The organism is Collimonas silvisoli (assembly GCF_018305005.1).
In the GTDB taxonomy this organism is placed as follows: Bacteria; Pseudomonadota; Gammaproteobacteria; order Burkholderiales; family Burkholderiaceae_D; genus Collimonas; species Collimonas silvisoli.
The window spans coordinates 43,454-60,716 of the sequence record NZ_JAGQEG010000028.1; the positions used below are offsets into that span (position 1 = coordinate 43,454).

The window sequence follows — 17,263 nt, forward strand, 5'->3', positions numbered from 1 at the left end:
ATCAGCTCCGATAGTCTATCGATGGTCTGGATGGTAAGGCTTACGGGCGATGATCGCCTGGCTTTTCGGCATGACGCTATCCAATACCTGCTTGATCCTGGCGCCCTCCGGCAGCGAAATCAATTGATGCCAGGTCTTTGCCCACTCGTCCAGCAAAGGAGGATACGGCGGCTTGATGTTGTCGCGCGTGGCGCCCTGGTCGCCCTCACCGTCCGGTTTGCTGGCCCAATACAGGCACATCCAGAGCGACCAGAAAAAACCTGAAGCCTGCCGCCGTTCGATCTGCAAACCGGCATCGGTCACCAGTGCCGCAAACGCGTCGCGCTCGAAGACATGGATATGGTTGGGTTTTTGAAAATGCGAGGCCGGCGCCAGCTGTTTCTGCAAACCTTCGCCGACCGGATCAGGCACGGTCAGCAGATACAGCGCACCCGGTTGCCCGACGCGCACCAGTTCAGCCAGCACCTGCGCCGGATCGTCGACGTGCTCCAGCATTTCCATGGCGATGATGCGGCTGGCGCAAGCATCCGGCAACGGCAGCGGATTGGTATCGCATACCAGAGCCTGCGAACTGCGTGCCGGGCTGTCTGCTACTTTGGCGGACAGGCGCGCCACCTGCGCGGCATCGGTATCGGAAAAAATCACATGCGCGCCGCAGCGTGCCGCAAACATGGTCGCCCCGCCCTCGCCGCAACCGACATCGAGCACCACATCCGCCGGCGTAATCGCAAAACCTTCCAGCAACTCGCCGCTGTCCTGGCGGAACCAGCCGCTTTGCACGTTATCAACCAAGCCGCAGATGCGTGAATCAACCACGCCAGCCGGCGATACCAGCTGCGGCAGTTCCATCTTCCCGGCGGTTTTTGATTTAGCCGGGCGCAACCAGTCGGCGAGGAATCTGATCATGCGGATACCTTCGCCGCCGCGTGCCGGATGTCGCTTGCGCCCACCCCTGGATGATTGGAAAAGAAAGCCAGCAGACGCTCTTTGACGACAGCTTGTGAACAGTGCCGTTGCAGTTGCCGTACCGCGTGTTCCGCCATTTGCCAATATCGTTCAGGATCTTGTTTGGCGACGCGATAACTTTCCTTGTAGGCGCTAAGCAAAGTGCCCCAGTCGATGCGGTAACGCAAAGTACGATAGGCCTGGCGCGGATCGTGCGGCCAGTGGCTGGGCTCGGTGTTGGAGTCCAGCACAAATGCATTATCGCTATCGATATAGTCGGCCATGGCCGTGTTGACCGGCGCGATGGCGGGTTTGCCGCAAGACATGAATTCCATCAAAGGCAGACACTGGCCTTCGCCATGCGAGGTATTCAAGACATAGGTGGTTGCCGCCACCAGGTTTTCATAGTCGGCGTCGCTCAGGTAACCGTGAATCAGCAGAATCCGGCATTTGAACGGCGTCAGCTTGTAAATATTCTCTAATAAATTATCGATGCCGATGCGTGCATCATTGTGAGTCAGCTTCAGCACCAGCGTGGCGTCTTCGACATCGCGCAAGGCCCAGCAAAAAGCGCTGATCATGTCGTACCAGTTCTTGCGGCCGTCATACGGATTGAAGACCGAGGTATACACCACGCCGCCGATGTGCACCTTGACCGGCTCACGCTGGGCCAGCGCCGGCGGCCGCAGCAGATCCGGCTTGGGATGGCGCCGGCGCGGCGGGCTATATGGAGAAAGGTCGACGCTGCGGCTGTCGATCACGGTGCCGGCTACATTCAGCACGACGCCATCCGGATGATTGGCAATCGAACATTTTTCGCCCAATGCGGAAAACCGGTCCCAGACCGGAGCCGGAATGGCTGCCACCGGAAACTCCGGCGTCATCGCCTGCCGGACCGAATCCGCCGTATATGCGGAATGCGTGATCGCGCAACCAAGCTTGTTGAAGACATAGCGCCAGTCGTGGCGCGGTTCGCCAAGCCAGACCTCGTTGGGCAAGGTGCTGAATTCCCAGGCAAATACCGGAATAGTCGGACAAGCAAGATCGACCGCCGTTTTGTGCGGCGGCGAAAAAGACAGGAATACGCAGGATTCGCCGTGCGCTCTGGCGCTGCGGTAGATGGCGTCGACTTCGCGTGCAGGATCGCTGACGGCGACCACGATGCCAAGTTGCTCCAGCACCGGACGAAACTCTTTCAATACGAAGTAGTAGCTGTATTCCGGCAAGCCCAGATTTGTCTCAATCGAGCCGGCGTTGGTATCGGAGTAAATAATAATGATCATCTGACACCGGGTTTCAGAAAGAAGTCACGCAACTGTTCCTTTACGACAGCCCCTGCGCAATAGGACGCCTGACGCGCCATGGCGTGCTCGCTCATCTCGATATATTTTTCCGGCTCCTGTTTTGCCACCCGATAGCTATCCTTATAGGCGCTACAGATTGATTCCCAGTCAAGCCGGTAGCGCAAGGTGCGAAACAGGTCGCGCGGATCGTGCGGCCAGACATTGTGCTCAAGGCTGGACTTGACGATGAAGGCAGCGCCGTCATCGATATAATCTTCCATCGCTGTATGCAGCGGAACAATCACGGGCTTGCCGCAGCACATGAATTCCATGAGCGGCAAACATAAACCTTCACACAGCGAAGTGTTGACGTAAAAGCTGGTGGCGCCGATCAATTCTTCATAGGTCGCGTCATCCAGGTAGGCATGCAAAGTCACGACCCGGCATTTGAACGGCGCCAACTGCGACAACAAGGTCAGCAAGGTGTTGTGATAGACCGACAAATCGCGCTCGTTCATCTTCAGGACCAGCGTCGCATCTTCCACATCGCGGAAGGTCCAGCAGAATGCCGTCACCATGTCGAACCAGTTCTTGCGGCCGTCCTTGGGACTGAGGATAGAGGTGTAAATCACGCCTTCCAGATTGACCACGGCTTCAGGTTCCTGGGCCGGGATTGCGGCTGGCGTTGGCTCTGGGATTGGCGTTGCCGCCGATGATGGCGGTGATTCTATCGGTATCGGCTGGGGCTTTCTGACTGGATTGCCAGTCAGGGCGCGTCCTAGCGCGTAACCGTTGCGCCCGCCCACCGCCACCATCTTGGCCAGCCACAAAGGCAGCAGATCGCGCAATGCCTCCCGGTACCATGTCAGCAGATGGCGCTTAGTCACAGCCAGTCGATAACGCAGGCTTTTTGCCGGCGACGGCGATGGTGCTGGTGCTGGCGACTCCGGCAATGTTTGCACAACTGTCGGCGGCGCTTCGTGTTCCGTTACGGCTGCCACATCCGGACAGGAAAGATGCGCTATCAAACCGTCTGCAGACAAACCCAATAGATGACTATCGATCACCGTACCGCGCAGTTGAAGCGTGCTTTTCCTGGGCGGCAGGCAACGCCCAAACCGCGCACGGGCATTGGCAAACTGCTCCCACAAAGGCGCCGGCAGGGCCAATACCGGAAATGCCGCCCCCATCGCATTTTTGACCGTACCAGCGGTATAGCTGGACAAGGTAATCGCTCTGCCGTGACGGGCAAACACCACGCGCCAGTCGTTACGGACATCGTCGTCCCATATTTCATCGGGAATATTGCTGTACTCCCAGGCGAAAACCGACAGCGTCGGGCACTTGAGATCGATCAGGGTCTTGTTCGGAGGAGAAAAAGAAAGGAACACGCATTCTTCGCCGCGCTGCAGGCATTCTTCAAACAAGGGGTCGACTTCGGCTTCCGGATGCTGCACCAAGGTGACCGTACCGAGCTCCGCCAAAACGGTGCGAAAAGCTTTCAAGACAAAGTAGTAGCTGTACTCTGGCAAACCAAGGCTTTTATCGATCGTACTTTCGCCAATATCCGAATACAGAATGAAATTCATCAAAATCGTAATTTAATCGAATGTTAATCGTCAAAACGCTTGTCAAAACCAGCTGCAGTTTTGGCATATTGCTTTTTTAGACTTGTCTCAGCCCCGTAGTCGAGGCCATTCTTTGTTATGTAATGAGGAAGTGCGGCAACGGCAGTACGGCGCATCGACCAGAAAGTTTCCTTTCAGACACCCTCCCTATGACTGCCGATAATACCTGATACTGCGCGACGGTAGTACGATGCGCGACGGCTTTAGAGCGGGAACCCTATTGTGTAAAAATGTAGCAATATATGAATATTCGATCCTCCTGTACTTGACAAGAAGCTCTCGGCTTGACGCTCAGTTTGCTTTTTGCTTATAGCGCAGCGGAATTCGGGCCAAATTCAGGCCAAACTCGGCGCCGGCTGGCATTGGGCGGGATTTGCGGGATACTGGCGGCTGCAAGAACGCTGGGCGATTAGCGTTTGCAGCCGGTAAGGTAGGGCGATTGAAGATCAGCCGGTCTGGCTGTCATCGGTGACCAGCCACACCCACGACGAAGACAATTCGTCGGCGCGCGCCGGTTTTGCATTCGCACTCACGGCTGAAGCCATGGCACGTCCATAAATTTTCACGTTAGTCCGCCTGATCGATCTTTCCGTATTCAATCGGGTATGTTCGTCGCCAAGGGTGACAATTGCCCCCAGCATTGCTTGCAGTGCATGATCGTCAGCCAGATTTTCAGACAGGCGCCGCCAGACATCGGCTTTGGTCCAGCGCCGAAACCGCATGTAGCTGGTTCTCCAGCGGCCGAATTGCGGCGGCAAATTGCTCCATGAGCCGAATTTCAGCGCAACCCACAACACCGCCTCCATGAATAGACGATTGTCGCGGCCGCACATCCCGGAATCCCCAGGCCGTCCGACCAATAGAGGTTCCAGTTTCTCCCACTGAACATCGCGAAGAACGCCATCAATTTTCTGCATCTTTTTACTCTTTGATTGTTGAAAATGAATCAAGCGCATCGACTTGCCTTTTGGCAAATCTCTTTTTCTTTTGGAAATCGCTTGTCCAGGTCCAATCGGTTAACCCTGCCGCTATGCATTCACCGGTTTGTTAAATCGGGCGACAGCACGCAAGCAAAGAGTAAAAGCAAGAGGCTTACGAAACCACCTAAAAACTCAATCTTTAACTATGGTTGACAAAAATTAACAATATTTAACTGTTCAATGACGTCAGATAGACACCTATTATTTCCTATGGAAAATTAAATCGATTTAACTATTTCTTTTAGTTAATGTTTATTGTCCGTTGGTTTGGCGCGGATCCGGCAGCAACGCCGCAAGTTCATAGGCGTCAGATTACGGACCGTGAACGCGCCAGCCGCAAACTGGGGCCGTGGGGCTACACGCATTCCAGGAAACAAAACACGTGGTCACAGCGCTATCCGGCTAAATCAGTGCAGGAATCTGCCGCTCTTGGCAACCATGGTCAAATCGACGAACTCCGAGCCGTTGTGATTGCTTGGGCTGAAGGTAACGAAATAGCCGCCGGCGTCATAATGGTTGACGGTTTCCAAGGCCCGGATCAAGCCATCGCGCGACAAATTGCTGCCGGCGCGTTTAAGGCCTTCCACCAAAACCTTGGCAGCAATGAAACCTTCCATGCTGACGTAATCCCATTCTTTCTTGCCGTCTTGCAGATAGTATTTGCGGTACTCCTTGACGATGCCATTCACTTCATCCCAAGGCGCCGGCATCACCTGTGCAATCTGCACCCCGCTGGCATCCTTGCCCAGCGCGTTCACCAGCTGCTGGCTGCCGACGAACGAAATGTTCCAGAACGATGGCGGACTGCCGGCGGCGATCATGGCCTTGATGAAAGCAGCGCTGGAATTGTAGGCCGACACCAGGATCACCGTCTGCGGTTTGCTTTGGCGGATCTTGGCGACCGCATCGCTGACGTCCACGCTATTGCGCTCGACCGTGCCCAAGCCGGCAACCTCGATGCCGCGCTTCTTCAATGCCTGTGTCACTCCCTCCAGGCCAGCCTTGCCATAGGCGTCATTCTGATAGAAGACTGCAATCCGCTTCAATGACAGGGTGGTGATCTGCTGCACGATTTTTTCAGTCTCGGCAAAATAGCTGGCGCGGATGTTGAAGATATTCCGGTTGAAAGGTTCGCGCAGCGATTGAGCGCCGGTAAAGGGCGCGAAAAATGGCATCTTGGCCTTGGTCACTGCTGGAATCGAGGCATTCGAGGTGGGCGTACCGACATACCCGAACAAGGCCAGTACCTCGTCTTGTTCAATGAACTGCTTGGTATTGGCAGCCGCGCGGTCCGGTTCATAACCGTCGTCCAGCGTCTTCAGAATGATTTTTCTGCCGAACACGCCGCCGCTGGCGTTGACCTGATCGAAATACGCCTGGGCACCGTCATGCATGCCCTTACCCAACTCCTTGGCAGGTCCGGTAAACGCGGCCGACTGGCCGAGAGTAATGGTGGTGGCGGTGACACCGGTCTCAGCGCGGCAGAAGGCGCTTGCCAACAGCAGGGATGACAGGAGCAGTAGTTTATGAAGTCGCATGCGAAATCCGATTATTCGTTTAGATAATAAAGTTGAAGAACATTGCAAAATTCGACACAATCGATGTTAGCGCTACCGAAAATCGCCGATGAAATTTGTTGCAGCGCAAAAAATTTCTGCCAAGTTAAACGCAAAGGGGGTAATGCTGTCAAGCAAGTCAACCTTGTTTTGTGCGCTGGCGGGTATAAATAGCCATGAATGTATATAATGAGAATCATTATTGATCATGGCTTTTGTATGAGACTTTGTGATTTGACGCCGTTTACGCCCGCAGTGATTGAGCATGTAGAAGACGTGCTGGAGCAAGACCCGATTGCCAAGCGCCTGCGCGAACTGGGTTTTGTCCACGGCGAAGCCGTCAGCCTGGTGGCGCGCGGCCCGGTCGGCGCCGATCCGCTGATGATACAGATCGGCTTCACCCGTTTTGCCCTGCGTCGCGCCGAGGCGCACCGGGTCCACGTCACCCCTGCTCATCCAGCTGTCTGAATCCCCGCATAATGTCTAGCGCATCCTCCCTCCGCATCGCCCTGGTCGGCAACCCCAACTGCGGCAAGACCGCCCTGTTCAACCAATTGACCGGAAGCCGCCAGAAAGTGGCGAACTATGCCGGCGTCACGGTAGAACGCAAGGAAGGCCGCTTCACCGCACCATCCGGACGCGTGTTCCAATTGCTCGACCTGCCCGGCGCGTATAGCCTGGAAGCAACCAGCCCGGATGAGATGATTACCCGCAAAGTCTGCCTCGGCCAGATGCCCGGCGAAGCGTTGCCGGATCTGGTGGTTTGTGTGGCGGATGCAACCAATCTGCGCCTGCACCTGCGGTTTGTACTGGAAGTCAAACGGCTGGGCCGGCCCGTGGTGCTGGCGTTGAACATGATGGACGCCGCCCGCAAACGCGGCATCACCATCGACCGCGAAGAGCTGGAACGTCGTCTCGGTATTCCCGTAATTGAAACCGTGGCGGTACGCAGCGGCGGCGCGCGCGCGCTGATCCAACACCTGGATCAGGCCGCTGCCCCGGCTCCAACGCCAGCAAGCGGCAGCGCCGACGACGACTTGCACGCAGAAGTGCGCAGCATGCTGGCGGCGGCGGTCAGCATGCCGCGCAACACTTCGGTAATCGACGATGCGGTCGATCGCTGGGTATTGCATCCGGCATTCGGACTGGCGCTGCTGGCAGCCATCATGTTCTTTATTTTCCAGGCGGTTTTTTCCTGGGCGCAGCCGCTGATGCAAGGCATCCAGGCCGGCGTAGGCGCAGTCGGCGCCTGGGTTGCCGCTGCGATGCCGGAAAGCCTGCTACGCAGCCTGATCAGTGATGGCATCTTCGGCGGCTTGGGTACAGTGCTGGTATTTTTGCCGCAAATCCTGATTCTGTTTTTCTTTATCCTGATGCTGGAAGAATCCGGCTATCTGCCGCGCGCCGCCTTCCTGCTCGACCGCATGATGTTCAAGGCCGGCCTCACCGGCCGTTCCTTCATCCCGCTGCTGTCGAGTTTTGCCTGCGCCATTCCTGGCATCATGGCCACCCGCAGCATTCAAGACCCGCGCGATCGCCTCACCACCATCCTGGTGGCGCCGCTGATGACTTGCTCAGCACGGCTGCCGGTATACACACTGCTGATCGCCGCCTTCATTCCGAACCGCAGCGTGTGGAGCCTGTTCAATATGCAAGGCATCGTCCTGTTCGTACTGTACGTGGCCGGGATCGTCAGCGCGCTGGCGGTATCCTGGGTCATCAAGCGCGTGCGCAAGGACAAGAGCGAGCATGCATTGCTGATGGAATTGCCGTCCTACCGCTTGCCCAGCCCTCGCAACATCGCCATCGGCCTGTGGGAACGAGCGCTGATCTTTTTACGCCGGGTCACCACCATCATCCTGGCGCTGACCGTACTGCTGTGGTTCCTATCGACCTTCCCCGGCCCGCCGCCAGGCGCGACTATGCCGGCCATCGATTACAGCCTGGCCGGCAGGATCGGCCATCTGCTGGAATACATCTTTGCCCCTATCGGCTTTAACTGGCAGATCTGCATTGCGCTGGTGCCAGGCATGGCAGCGCGCGAAGTTGCCGTGTCGGCACTGGGAACTGTATATGCCATGTCTGGCGGTGAAGACATGATTGCTTCGCAACTGGGGCCGATGATTGCCCATCAATGGTCGTTGGCGACTGCGCTGGCGCTGCTGGCCTGGTACGTGTTTGCACCGCAATGCATGTCGACACTGGCAGTGATGCGGCGCGAAACCAATTCCTGGAAGATTGTCGCCGTCGCTAGCACCTACCTGTTTGGCCTGGCTTACCTTGCGGCTTTCCTCACCTACCAAATTACGAAGCTCCTGACATGACGCCATTTCTCGTAATCCAAGCCATCGTGATCGGCGTCGCCGTAATCACCAGCCTGCTCTACGCCTGCCGCCGCCTGATGCCAGCCACCAGCCAACGCTGGCAAGCGGCATTGGCGAACGCCCTGAGCGCCGCTTCTCGACCAACTGCGTTGCGCGCGATCGGCAAGCGCCTGCAGCCGGCCGCATCTGCCGGAGGATGCGGCAGCGGTTGCGGCTCGTGCTCCACCGGATGCGGTTCGGCATCCACCGCTACTCAACAACCGTTGCAGTTCCGCGAACGCTCACGCGAATAAAAATCAGGGAAACTGTTTTTAAGCGGCGAGGAGGCCTGCTGGACGATTATCAGACGCCGCCCCCACGCACTACGAGAGCGCCGGCAATTTGAGCACCGTCACCCGGTCGATAAAAAATTCGCCATCGACACACTTCCGATGCGGCACACCGGCAACCTTGAATCCCGGACCGCCCTCTGCCACCCAAATCTTGGCAACCGTATCGAAATCCTCCAGCTCCAGTCCAAGCAGCGGCGCCGACAGCACGAATTGCGCGCCTTCTTTTTGTCTTGCCAAAACTTCTTCAATCGTCTTTGCCATGATTTCAATCTAAATTGCGAGCTTATTCATTATCCGGGTAACGCCAAGAACACAGCGCCTCAAGCATCGCGCAACAATTCACGCGGCAGCTCATAGGTTTCCTTGATCGCCTGCAACACGATATTGGAGCGGATATCTTGCACGCCCGGTATTTTATATAACTTTTCCAACACAAAAGCGGAATAGTGCTTCAGATTGCGCGCCTTCACCCGCAACAGGTAGTTTGCATCGCCGGTGATGATGTAAGAACCCACCACCTCCGGATAATTCTGCAGCGCCTGCATGAAATTCTCATGCCAGCTCTCGACATCGCGCCGCATCGTCACCTGCACGAATACATCCAGCTCCAACCCCAGTTTTTCCGGATTCAGCACGGCGCTGTAGCGGCTGATGACGCCCTCTTCCTCCAGAATCCGCACGCGCCGTAAGCACGACGATGGCGACAGGAAAACCTGTTCCGCCAGATCCTGGTTGCTGATCCGGCCATTCTGCTGCAATAAGGTCAGAATGTTTAAATCGATGGTATCGAGCTGCATTGAAATTATCTTTCAATATCAATTGAATATTCTTAATTTTATTCTAGATAATATGTAAACCATCTATTAATTTCGTAGAAAAATTCCAGCAAGCTCGCCTAAAATAATTCGTCTGATTCAGCATTGGAGAAAGCCATCGCCACCTCAAAACCCATCTGGGACATCAGTCCCGCTCTGTCCGCCCGGATTCCGGTGTGGCCGGGCGACACTGCCTACAGCGCGCAGACCACCTGGGAAATCAGCGACGGCTGCCCAGTGCATGTCAGCCGTATCATGCTGTCCACCCACACCGGAGCACACTGCGATGCACCCAGCCATTACGATGCGCAAGGCCTGACCATCGACCAGGTCGGTCTGGATGCCTATATCGGCCCCTGTCGCGTGATCCATTGCATAGGCGCCGCACCGGTTACACCGCAGGACATTGCCCATGCGTTGGCAAAGCTGCCGCCGCGGGTGCTGCTGCGCACTTACGCCAGCGCGCCGCAAGAACAATGGGACGCGGCGTTTGCGGCGGTAGCGCCAGAAACCATCACGCTGCTGGCGCAACATGGAGTACGCCTGATCGGCATCGATACGCCTTCACTCGATCCGCAGGATTCCAAAACCTTGCTGGCGCACCACGCCGTCAGGCAGCACGGCATGGCCATCCTGGAAGGTATCGTGCTCGATGCGATAGACGCCGGCGACTATGAACTGATTGCCCTGCCTTTACGCCTGGCCGGCATGGACGCCAGTCCGGTGCGCGCCATCTTGCGCTCTCTCTAATCTGCAGGAATACAACTATGACCAACCGCATCAAGACCCGCGCAGACTGCCAGACCCTGGATCAAAACGATCCGCTGGCACCGCTGCGCTGCTTGTTCGATTTGCCGCCAGGCGTGATTTACCTGGATGGCAATTCGCTAGGGGCGCGCCCGCACGCGGCCTTGCAACGCGCACAGCAAGTCATCCAGCAAGAATGGGGCAAGGACCTGATCCGCAGCTGGAACAAGGCCGGCTGGTTTGAGCTGCCGAGCCGGCTCGGCAACAAACTGGCGCCGTTGATCGGCGCCGCCGAAAATGAAGTGGTGGTCACCGACTCCACCTCCATCAATCTGTTCAAGCTGCTGGCCGCCGCCTTGCAGATCCAGGCCGCCAAGCCGGATGCAGCGAGCCGCAAGGTAATCGTCACCGAACGCGACAATTTCCCGACCGATATCTATATGGCGCAAGGCTTGACCGAATGGCTGGATCGCGGCTATCGCATCCACCTGATCGACACGCCGCAAGAACTGAGTACCGCCGTGAATGCCGAAACCGCAATCCTGATGCTGACCCATGTGAATTACCGCAGCGGCCATCTGCATGACATGCAAGCCGTCACCAGAGCCGCGCAAGAACAAGGCGCGCTGGTGCTCTGGGATCTGGCGCATTCGGCAGGCGCAGTGCCGTTGGATCTGCACGCGGCAAATGCCGATTTTGCGGTGGGCTGCACCTACAAATACATCAACGGCGGCCCCGGCGCACCGGCCTTTGCCTGGATCGCGCCGCGCCATCACGCGCAATTCCGGCAGCCGTTGAGCGGCTGGTGGGGCCACCGCGCGCCGTTCACCATGCAGCCGACATTCGCGCCGGCCGAAGGCATACGCCGCGCGCTGTGCGGCACTCAGCCGATCGTCTCGCTGGCGATGGTGGAATGCGGCCTCGATATCTTCGCGCAAACCGATATGCAAGCCGTGCGCCGCAAATCGCTGGCGTTGACCGATCTGTTCATCGCCCTGGTCGAAAGCCGCTGCGCTGGTCTCGGCCTGACGCTGGTCACGCCGCGCCCGCACGAGCAGCGCGGCAGCCACGTCAGCTTTACCCATGCGCACGGCTACGCCGTCATGCGCGAACTGATCGCCCGTGGCGTCATCGGCGATTACCGTGAGCCGCAAGTGATGCGTTTTGGCTTCACGCCGCTGTACACGCAGTTCACCGACGTCTGGGATGCGGTCGATACCCTGCACCGGATTCTGGCGGACCAGGATTACGAAATCAATGCGCCACAAGAAGCGGTAACCTAATTGTTCAGGAGTGACGAAATGGAATGCCCATTCAACCCCAAAGAGTCATGGCACGGCGCCCGGATGGATCTCGGCGACAGCATGAGTTATGGCGATTACCTGGCGCTGGACCAGATCTTGTCGGCGCAACGGCCGCGCTCGCCGAATCACAATGAAATGCTGTTCATCATCCAGCATCAGACCAGCGAGCTGTGGATGAAACTGATGCAGCACGAATTGCACGCGGTGCGCGCGCAGATGCGCAATAACGATTTGGCGCCGGCGTTCAAGATGATGGCCAGGGTGGCGCGCATCATGGACCAGCTGGTGCACGCCTGGGATGTGCTGGCGACCATGACGCCGCCGGAATACACCGCGATCCGCCCTTACCTCGGCCAATCGTCCGGATTCCAGTCGTTTCAGTATCGGGAGATCGAATTCCTGCTGGGGAACAAGAATCCTGCCTTGTTGCAGGTGCATCAGCACTCACCCGAGTCGTATGCACGGCTGCAAGATGCATTGCTGCAACCCTCGATCTACGACGAAGCGGTGATGCTGATGGCGCGTGCCGGCCTGGCGGTCGACCCAGCGCGCTTGAGCCAGGACTGGAGCCACGCCACCGCCGCCGACAGCTCGGTGGAAGCTGCCTGGCTGGCGGTGTACAAAGCACCTGACACGCATTGGGAGCTATACGAACTGGCCGAAAAACTGGTCGATCTCGAAACTTCTTTCCGCTACTGGCGCTTCCGCCACCTGACCACGGTGGAGCGCATCATCGGTTTCAAAAAAGGCACCGGCGGCACCGAGGGCGCCGGCTATTTGAAGATGATGCTGGATGTGGTGTTGTTCCCGGAGTTGTTTTCGTTGCGGACTTCGCTCTGAGGCGGCCGACCCTCACACACCCTGATGACGTTTTGCCACGCGTGCCCGCACATCTTGCACATCGGCCGGTTCGCAACGCAGTTCCAGCAACTGATTGACGGCAATCTCGTCGGCCAGCGAGGTTGCCGTTACCTTGGCGCCGAAAAAATCCGCATCCAGGCTGAGTGCATTGCAGATGCGCTTGCGGCCTTGTTCATCGGCCGGCAGCTGCAGCACCACCGTCAGGTAGTTTGGCGCGGTAGCATTCGGTCCGCTATCCGGCAATGGCTGACGCTGCGCAGCCTGGGCCAGCTCCTGTTGCGGCAGAGCCGGCACAACTTCCAAGGGGGATCGCGCTTGCTGTTCCTGGCTGATTTCATCCATCGACACCAGCACCGAGCTATGCGGCCCGGGCCATTTCTTGACGACGCCGATCACGGCCGGCACGCCGCCGCTGACTTCATATTCGGTTTCGGAAATTTTCTCGTAATGAAACGGCGCCCAAGCCGGATCGCCGTGCTTGCGCATCGCCACCGCCTCCAGCACCTGGCTGGCGGGCGCGCCGTTGCCCAGCATGCCGACCGTGCTTAACCCTGCGTCGGCTGTTGTGTCATCCATCTTGCCCGCCTCATTCATCATTCATTTAAAACGGATTGCTTACCTTGACTACAGGCGCAACGGCCAGAACCTCCGGCAATGTCCTCGATTCAAGTTGTTCCACCACCCGATTGGCCAGGGATTGCAGGGCTTTGGCCTGCTCCAGTCCGCGCTGATCCAGAGTCAGATCGAGATCACCATACAAGCTGACCCGGTCCAGGCGATTCTCAACAGTCAACTTGCCGATGGAGAGCGTTGCACTTTCATCGGCGAACGGAATAAATTCAGACATGTGACTATCCTTTATGTATCAGGTTTGTGACGAAATTGAGCAGCATTTTCAAAACATCGTTGAACAACGTAGACAGCAAATCCGCTTCTATTTTTTTAACCTGCGCGGCCGGCTCCCTTGCTCTTTCAGGCGCACTCCTGGCGCCGTGCTGTCCGGCGCCAGCTCCCGGCAAGGGCATTGCCACATCCTTGACACGCTTCGGCACACCCGGCAGAAAATCGATGCGCAAGGTATTTTCCAGTTGTGTCACCGACAAAGCCTGATAGTGGGAAGTGTCCTCGTTCTTGATGAAATAGGCGGCGGCCTGCTGCCTCCTCGGACTATAGACTACTTTATAAAGATAAGTCGGCACCAGCACATTGCCGATCTTTTGCAGATCCTGGCCGAGAAAAGCCGGTCCGGTAATCACATACAGCTCGCCGTCTTTCACCGCCAGACGCCGCACCGCGCTCTCGATCTCGGCCCAGATATGGCGATTGTTCTGCGGATTCTGCGGAATCATGTTGGCAAGACTAAAACTTTCATACTGCGAAGTGCGGTTCGCCATGTCGCCGTTAGGGCTCATATGGCCGCGATCGAAACCGGAACGCGCATAGTCTTTCAGCTCGGCACGGCCATTGATCAGCAAGGCCGGCTCGGGATGAAAGGAGTTTTCGCGCGACAGCGTGCGGGCAGCCTCGATATTATTCCGCGTCAAGTGTTCCGCCGACCATAAAGGCGTGCGCGTGATTCCTGAATGCATGACGACAAAAGCCTGGTAACACAACTCCTGCGTCTGGCGCGCCAGCTTGTCGTTGAGAATTTGGGGAGCTAGACCGGCGGCGTAATGCGATGGGCAATCTGTAGCAAAAACCGCGGAACTGAGAAAGAAAAGCAGGAAAAAGAGACGTAACTTGTGCAGCATTGCTCACCAAAACTGTATAAATGCACAGTATAAGGTTTTACTTAAATCGCTCCAAGCACTATCCCAGGATTTCTATCGGCGATTTCAATGCGGCGTGCGAAATTCGTTGGCAACCCAAGCGCTTGCGCTACTCTGGCTGAGCTTGAAAGTCGCCGCCACCCGCACCTGCGCCAATTGCTCGCCGTCGGCATTGTGCGCGGTCAGCAAGGCATACGGAAAATCGTCGTCGGGAACAATATCAAGTGTGACATTCAGCGTTGCCTCAGCGTCGCTGACGACAATGCTCTTATGCAGCATCGCATGCAACTGCTGCTCGTGCCGACGCACGAATTCCGACGCCGTCTTGACCAGCGTGATAAAAGCCGAAGCATCCAGCGGCTTCGGATTTTTTTTATCGCGCCCCATGGTCCAAGGCCCTATCAACGCCGGTTCCGGTTCCCCATCCTTGATCATCGCCACCGCCCAGCCGTCATCATCGTCGTTCTTGATAATGCGCGCAGTCCAGCCATCGTCCCGCCACAAGCGCGGTTCCTGGGTTTTCTGATCGCCGCCAGCAGCGTCATCGTGTTCGTCGGGAGTTGGAGCGGAATTATCTGTCATTGCGGGTGCTTCGCTGCTAATAGGGGTACAAGAAAGGACACCGGAAAAAAGCCGGCAAGCCCGAATTGTATAGTACAAAGCGCAGCGGCAAAAAAACAAGGCTGTTGCTTTTGACATTGCAGTTGCTGTTGAAGCTGCCGTTGCCGTTGCTTTTGACTTGCCCCGCATTGGGACGTTGCCAAATGAGAGAGCGGGCAGCCGGGAATTGTGGGGAAACATGTTTGAGCCGAAGGCGAGTTGGTTTCTCCACCCGGCTGACCGCTCTCTCATTTGGGGACCTGACCGAAGGGAAGGCAACGGCTTTGCGGTCGCCTTTTCTTTGCTTACTTTCTTTTGGCGAAGCAAAAGAAAGTGAGTAGCCGCCGGGCTACCCCCGGCATGCATCCACGAAGTAGCAAACGTTTTAAGTAACAGCGACCGATCATCGGATGCAACGGCACGTACTCCGTGGTCCGTTAATCGAGGTCAGAGTAATTTTCGCAAAACCCGCGAAAAAAAACTCTGACCCCGGTTAACTATTACCGTAGCCATTTTGGCGTAAAGCATAGGTGAAACAACATCCGTGGCGAGTAAAGAATCGTAAAAGAAATAAGTGGCATACTACCCAGATCGCAAGACCGGATAAGCTAGATGACAAAACATCAGCAACCAATGAAAGGCAGAAGAAAAATGAAAAACTGGATACGTCTCAACAAGGGATTCCTGCTATTCCTTTTCCTATTCGGCATCTTCCGCACCGCAGTCGCCGACTGGAACCCAATCCCCTCCGGCTCCATGCGCCCCAACCTGCTGGAAGGCGACGTAGTATTCGTAAACCGCCTCGCATTCAATCTCAAAGTCCCGCTCACCAACATCGTCATCAGCCATCTCGGCGAACCCAAACGCGGCGACATCGTCACCTTCTTTTCCCCTCTCGACGACACCAGGCTCATCAAGCGCGTGATTGCGCTACCCGGCGACACAGTCGAAATGCGCAATGAAAAAATAATCATCAACGGCCATCAAGCCAGCTACGCCAAGCTGGGCACAGCCCCCGAGCCGCTCGAACAAGGCGGCGCCCTGGTCGCCCTGCGCCTGAACGAAAAGATGGGCGCCGAACAACACCGAATCCAGCTGCTGCCGCAAGTCAACGCCAACCGCAATTTCGGCCCGATAACGGTACCGCAGGATCACTACCTGATGCTAGGCGACAACCGTGACAACAGCGGCGATTACCGCCATTTCGGATTCGTGCCGCGCGAATTGCTGATCGGACGCGCCGAACGCGTGCTGGTATCGGCCGACATCAAAGGTAACTGGCTGCCAAGAACCGAACGCTTCGGCATGCAGCTGCATTAATTAGTTAATTAGTTAGTTGTATCAACGCTTGCGGCCCACTGCGCGGCTGCCGATGTTATGCAGCCGCTTCTCAATCAATTCCGACATGCCCTGCGCCGCGATAGAAAGAGAACGCTCTTTCTTTTTCACGATCAGGATCGGCCGCACCACTTCCTGCGCCTCGATTGGAATACTCACCAGATTCATGTGCCGGAACTGAAACAAGGTCAGCTCCGGCACGATGCTGACGCCCAGCCCGGATTCAATCAAACCCGCCACCGTGGCCAGATGCTCCACCTCCAGACCGGAATTCATCACCGGAATACCGCGCAGCAGCAGCTCGACATGCTGGCGCACGCTGGTGCTGCGCGCCAGATGTATCAGCTCGCAGCCGCTTAAATCAGATAGCCGGATGCGACGCTTGCCAGCCAGTGCATGGTCCTGGCGGCACACCAGATAAAACGGGTCGCTGCATAGCGTCTTGGTATCGAACTCGGTCAGGCCGGAACCCGGCGCAGTCAAGGCAATATCTACCTTGCCCTGGCGCAGCATGGCCAGGCACTGGTCCGACAAGGCGTCGAACAACTGCACGCTAATCCCTGGATAAATCCGCTTGTATTCGGCAATCACCGCCGGCAAGCCGTTCGCCGCCAGCGACGGCAAGGCGGCGATCGCCACCCGCCCCTTGCGCCGGGCCACATAGTCGCTCATGTCCGCAAACGCCGCCTCGATATCGCTGACCAGCGAGCGCGCCACTTCGGCAAACAATTCGCCCTCGGCGGTCAGCGTGACGTTACGCGTGTCGCGCTCGAACAGTTTG

19 protein-coding genes are annotated in these 17,263 nt (G+C 57.0%); 7 read left to right on the forward strand and 12 right to left on the reverse strand.

What is annotated here, in order from left to right:
* Window positions 1-15: 15 nt before the first annotated feature.
* The 5 genes from KHU33_RS09815 to KHU33_RS09835 form a co-directional block, all read right to left on the reverse strand.
* Window positions 16-906 carry a class I SAM-dependent methyltransferase gene (locus KHU33_RS09815; RefSeq protein WP_211462659.1) on the reverse strand — a complete coding sequence of 297 codons (891 nt, stop codon included), beginning with the start codon at window positions 904-906 and terminating at the stop codon, window positions 16-18.
* A complete protein-coding gene (locus tag KHU33_RS09820; RefSeq protein WP_211462660.1) occupies window positions 903-2,228 on the reverse strand; it encodes a glycosyltransferase family protein in 1,326 nt (441 codons plus the stop codon). The genes KHU33_RS09815 and KHU33_RS09820 overlap by 4 nt, the downstream gene beginning before the upstream one ends.
* Entirely contained in the window at window positions 2,225-3,817 is a 1,593-nt protein-coding gene (locus tag KHU33_RS09825) for a glycosyltransferase family protein (RefSeq protein ID WP_211462661.1), read from the reverse strand. The genes KHU33_RS09820 and KHU33_RS09825 overlap by 4 nt, the downstream gene beginning before the upstream one ends.
* Window positions 3,818-4,302: 485 nt before the next feature.
* The gene (locus tag KHU33_RS09830; protein WP_211462662.1) at window positions 4,303-4,830 is read right to left on the reverse strand and encodes a transposase; all 528 of its coding nucleotides are present in this window, start codon (window positions 4,828-4,830) and stop codon (window positions 4,303-4,305) included.
* A 413-nt stretch (window positions 4,831-5,243) separates the two neighbouring features.
* Complete coding sequence (locus tag KHU33_RS09835) at window positions 5,244-6,374, reverse strand: ABC transporter substrate-binding protein (protein WP_211462663.1); 1,131 nt, start codon at window positions 6,372-6,374, stop codon at window positions 5,244-5,246.
* Window positions 6,375-6,611: 237 nt separating this feature from the next.
* Here KHU33_RS09835 and KHU33_RS09840 point away from each other — a divergent pair, with 237 nt between their 5' ends.
* From KHU33_RS09840 to KHU33_RS09850, 3 genes are read left to right on the forward strand one after another with little or no spacing between them, the layout of a single operon-like run.
* Window positions 6,612-6,860 carry a FeoA family protein gene (locus KHU33_RS09840; protein ID WP_230414163.1) on the forward strand — a complete coding sequence of 83 codons (249 nt, stop codon included), beginning with the start codon at window positions 6,612-6,614 and terminating at the stop codon, window positions 6,858-6,860.
* A gap of 11 nt (window positions 6,861-6,871) precedes the next feature.
* Window positions 6,872-8,716, forward strand: coding sequence for a ferrous iron transporter B (gene feoB / locus KHU33_RS09845; protein WP_211462665.1), 1,845 nt, complete (start codon window positions 6,872-6,874; stop codon window positions 8,714-8,716).
* Window positions 8,713-9,009 (forward strand): DUF6587 family protein, encoded by a 297-nt coding sequence (locus KHU33_RS09850; RefSeq protein WP_211462666.1) that lies wholly within the window; start codon window positions 8,713-8,715, stop codon window positions 9,007-9,009. The genes feoB and KHU33_RS09850 overlap by 4 nt, the downstream gene beginning before the upstream one ends.
* 69 nt (window positions 9,010-9,078) lie before the next feature.
* Here KHU33_RS09850 and KHU33_RS09855 read toward each other — a convergent pair whose 3' ends face one another.
* Entirely contained in the window at window positions 9,079-9,309 is a 231-nt protein-coding gene (locus tag KHU33_RS09855) for a hypothetical protein (protein WP_211462667.1), read from the reverse strand.
* Window positions 9,310-9,368: 59 nt separating this feature from the next.
* Entirely contained in the window at window positions 9,369-9,845 is a 477-nt protein-coding gene (locus KHU33_RS09860) for an Lrp/AsnC family transcriptional regulator (protein WP_211462668.1), read from the reverse strand.
* Window positions 9,846-9,968: 123 nt separating this feature from the next.
* Between KHU33_RS09860 and kynB the strand changes: the two genes are divergently transcribed.
* From kynB to kynA, 3 genes are read left to right on the forward strand one after another with little or no spacing between them, the layout of a single operon-like run.
* Complete coding sequence (gene kynB / locus KHU33_RS09865) at window positions 9,969-10,613, forward strand: arylformamidase (RefSeq protein WP_230414164.1); 645 nt, start codon at window positions 9,969-9,971, stop codon at window positions 10,611-10,613.
* Between the two features lie 17 nt (window positions 10,614-10,630).
* Window positions 10,631-11,893 (forward strand): kynureninase, encoded by a 1,263-nt coding sequence (gene kynU, locus KHU33_RS09870; RefSeq protein WP_211462669.1) that lies wholly within the window; start codon window positions 10,631-10,633, stop codon window positions 11,891-11,893.
* 18 nt (window positions 11,894-11,911) lie between these two features.
* Entirely contained in the window at window positions 11,912-12,754 is an 843-nt protein-coding gene (kynA, locus tag KHU33_RS09875) for a tryptophan 2,3-dioxygenase (protein ID WP_211462670.1), read from the forward strand.
* Between the two features lie 12 nt (window positions 12,755-12,766).
* On the opposite strand, the gene KHU33_RS09880 is transcribed toward kynA, so the two are convergent.
* The 4 genes from KHU33_RS09880 to KHU33_RS09895 form a co-directional block, all read right to left on the reverse strand.
* Window positions 12,767-13,351: a hypothetical protein gene (locus KHU33_RS09880; RefSeq protein WP_211462671.1), complete on the reverse strand. Its 585-nt coding sequence runs from the start codon at window positions 13,349-13,351 to the stop codon at window positions 12,767-12,769.
* A gap of 25 nt (window positions 13,352-13,376) precedes the next feature.
* On the reverse strand, window positions 13,377-13,622 hold the full coding sequence (locus KHU33_RS09885; protein ID WP_211462672.1) for a hypothetical protein: 246 nt from the start codon (window positions 13,620-13,622) through the stop codon (window positions 13,377-13,379).
* A 4-nt stretch (window positions 13,623-13,626) separates the two neighbouring features.
* Window positions 13,627-14,526 carry a DNA/RNA non-specific endonuclease gene (locus tag KHU33_RS09890; protein WP_211462673.1) on the reverse strand — a complete coding sequence of 300 codons (900 nt, stop codon included), beginning with the start codon at window positions 14,524-14,526 and terminating at the stop codon, window positions 13,627-13,629.
* Between the two features lie 84 nt (window positions 14,527-14,610).
* Window positions 14,611-15,126, reverse strand: a complete 516-nt coding sequence (locus KHU33_RS09895) for a hypothetical protein (protein ID WP_211462674.1) — start codon at window positions 15,124-15,126, stop codon at window positions 14,611-14,613.
* Window positions 15,127-15,795: 669 nt separating this feature from the next.
* Between KHU33_RS09895 and lepB the strand changes: the two genes are divergently transcribed.
* Window positions 15,796-16,464 carry a signal peptidase I gene (gene lepB / locus KHU33_RS09900; RefSeq protein WP_211462675.1) on the forward strand — a complete coding sequence of 223 codons (669 nt, stop codon included), beginning with the start codon at window positions 15,796-15,798 and terminating at the stop codon, window positions 16,462-16,464.
* A gap of 21 nt (window positions 16,465-16,485) precedes the next feature.
* On the opposite strand, the gene KHU33_RS09905 is transcribed toward lepB, so the two are convergent.
* Window positions 16,486-17,263: LysR substrate-binding domain-containing protein (locus KHU33_RS09905; RefSeq protein ID WP_211462676.1), on the reverse strand; the 778-nt coding region annotated here is incomplete at its 5' end.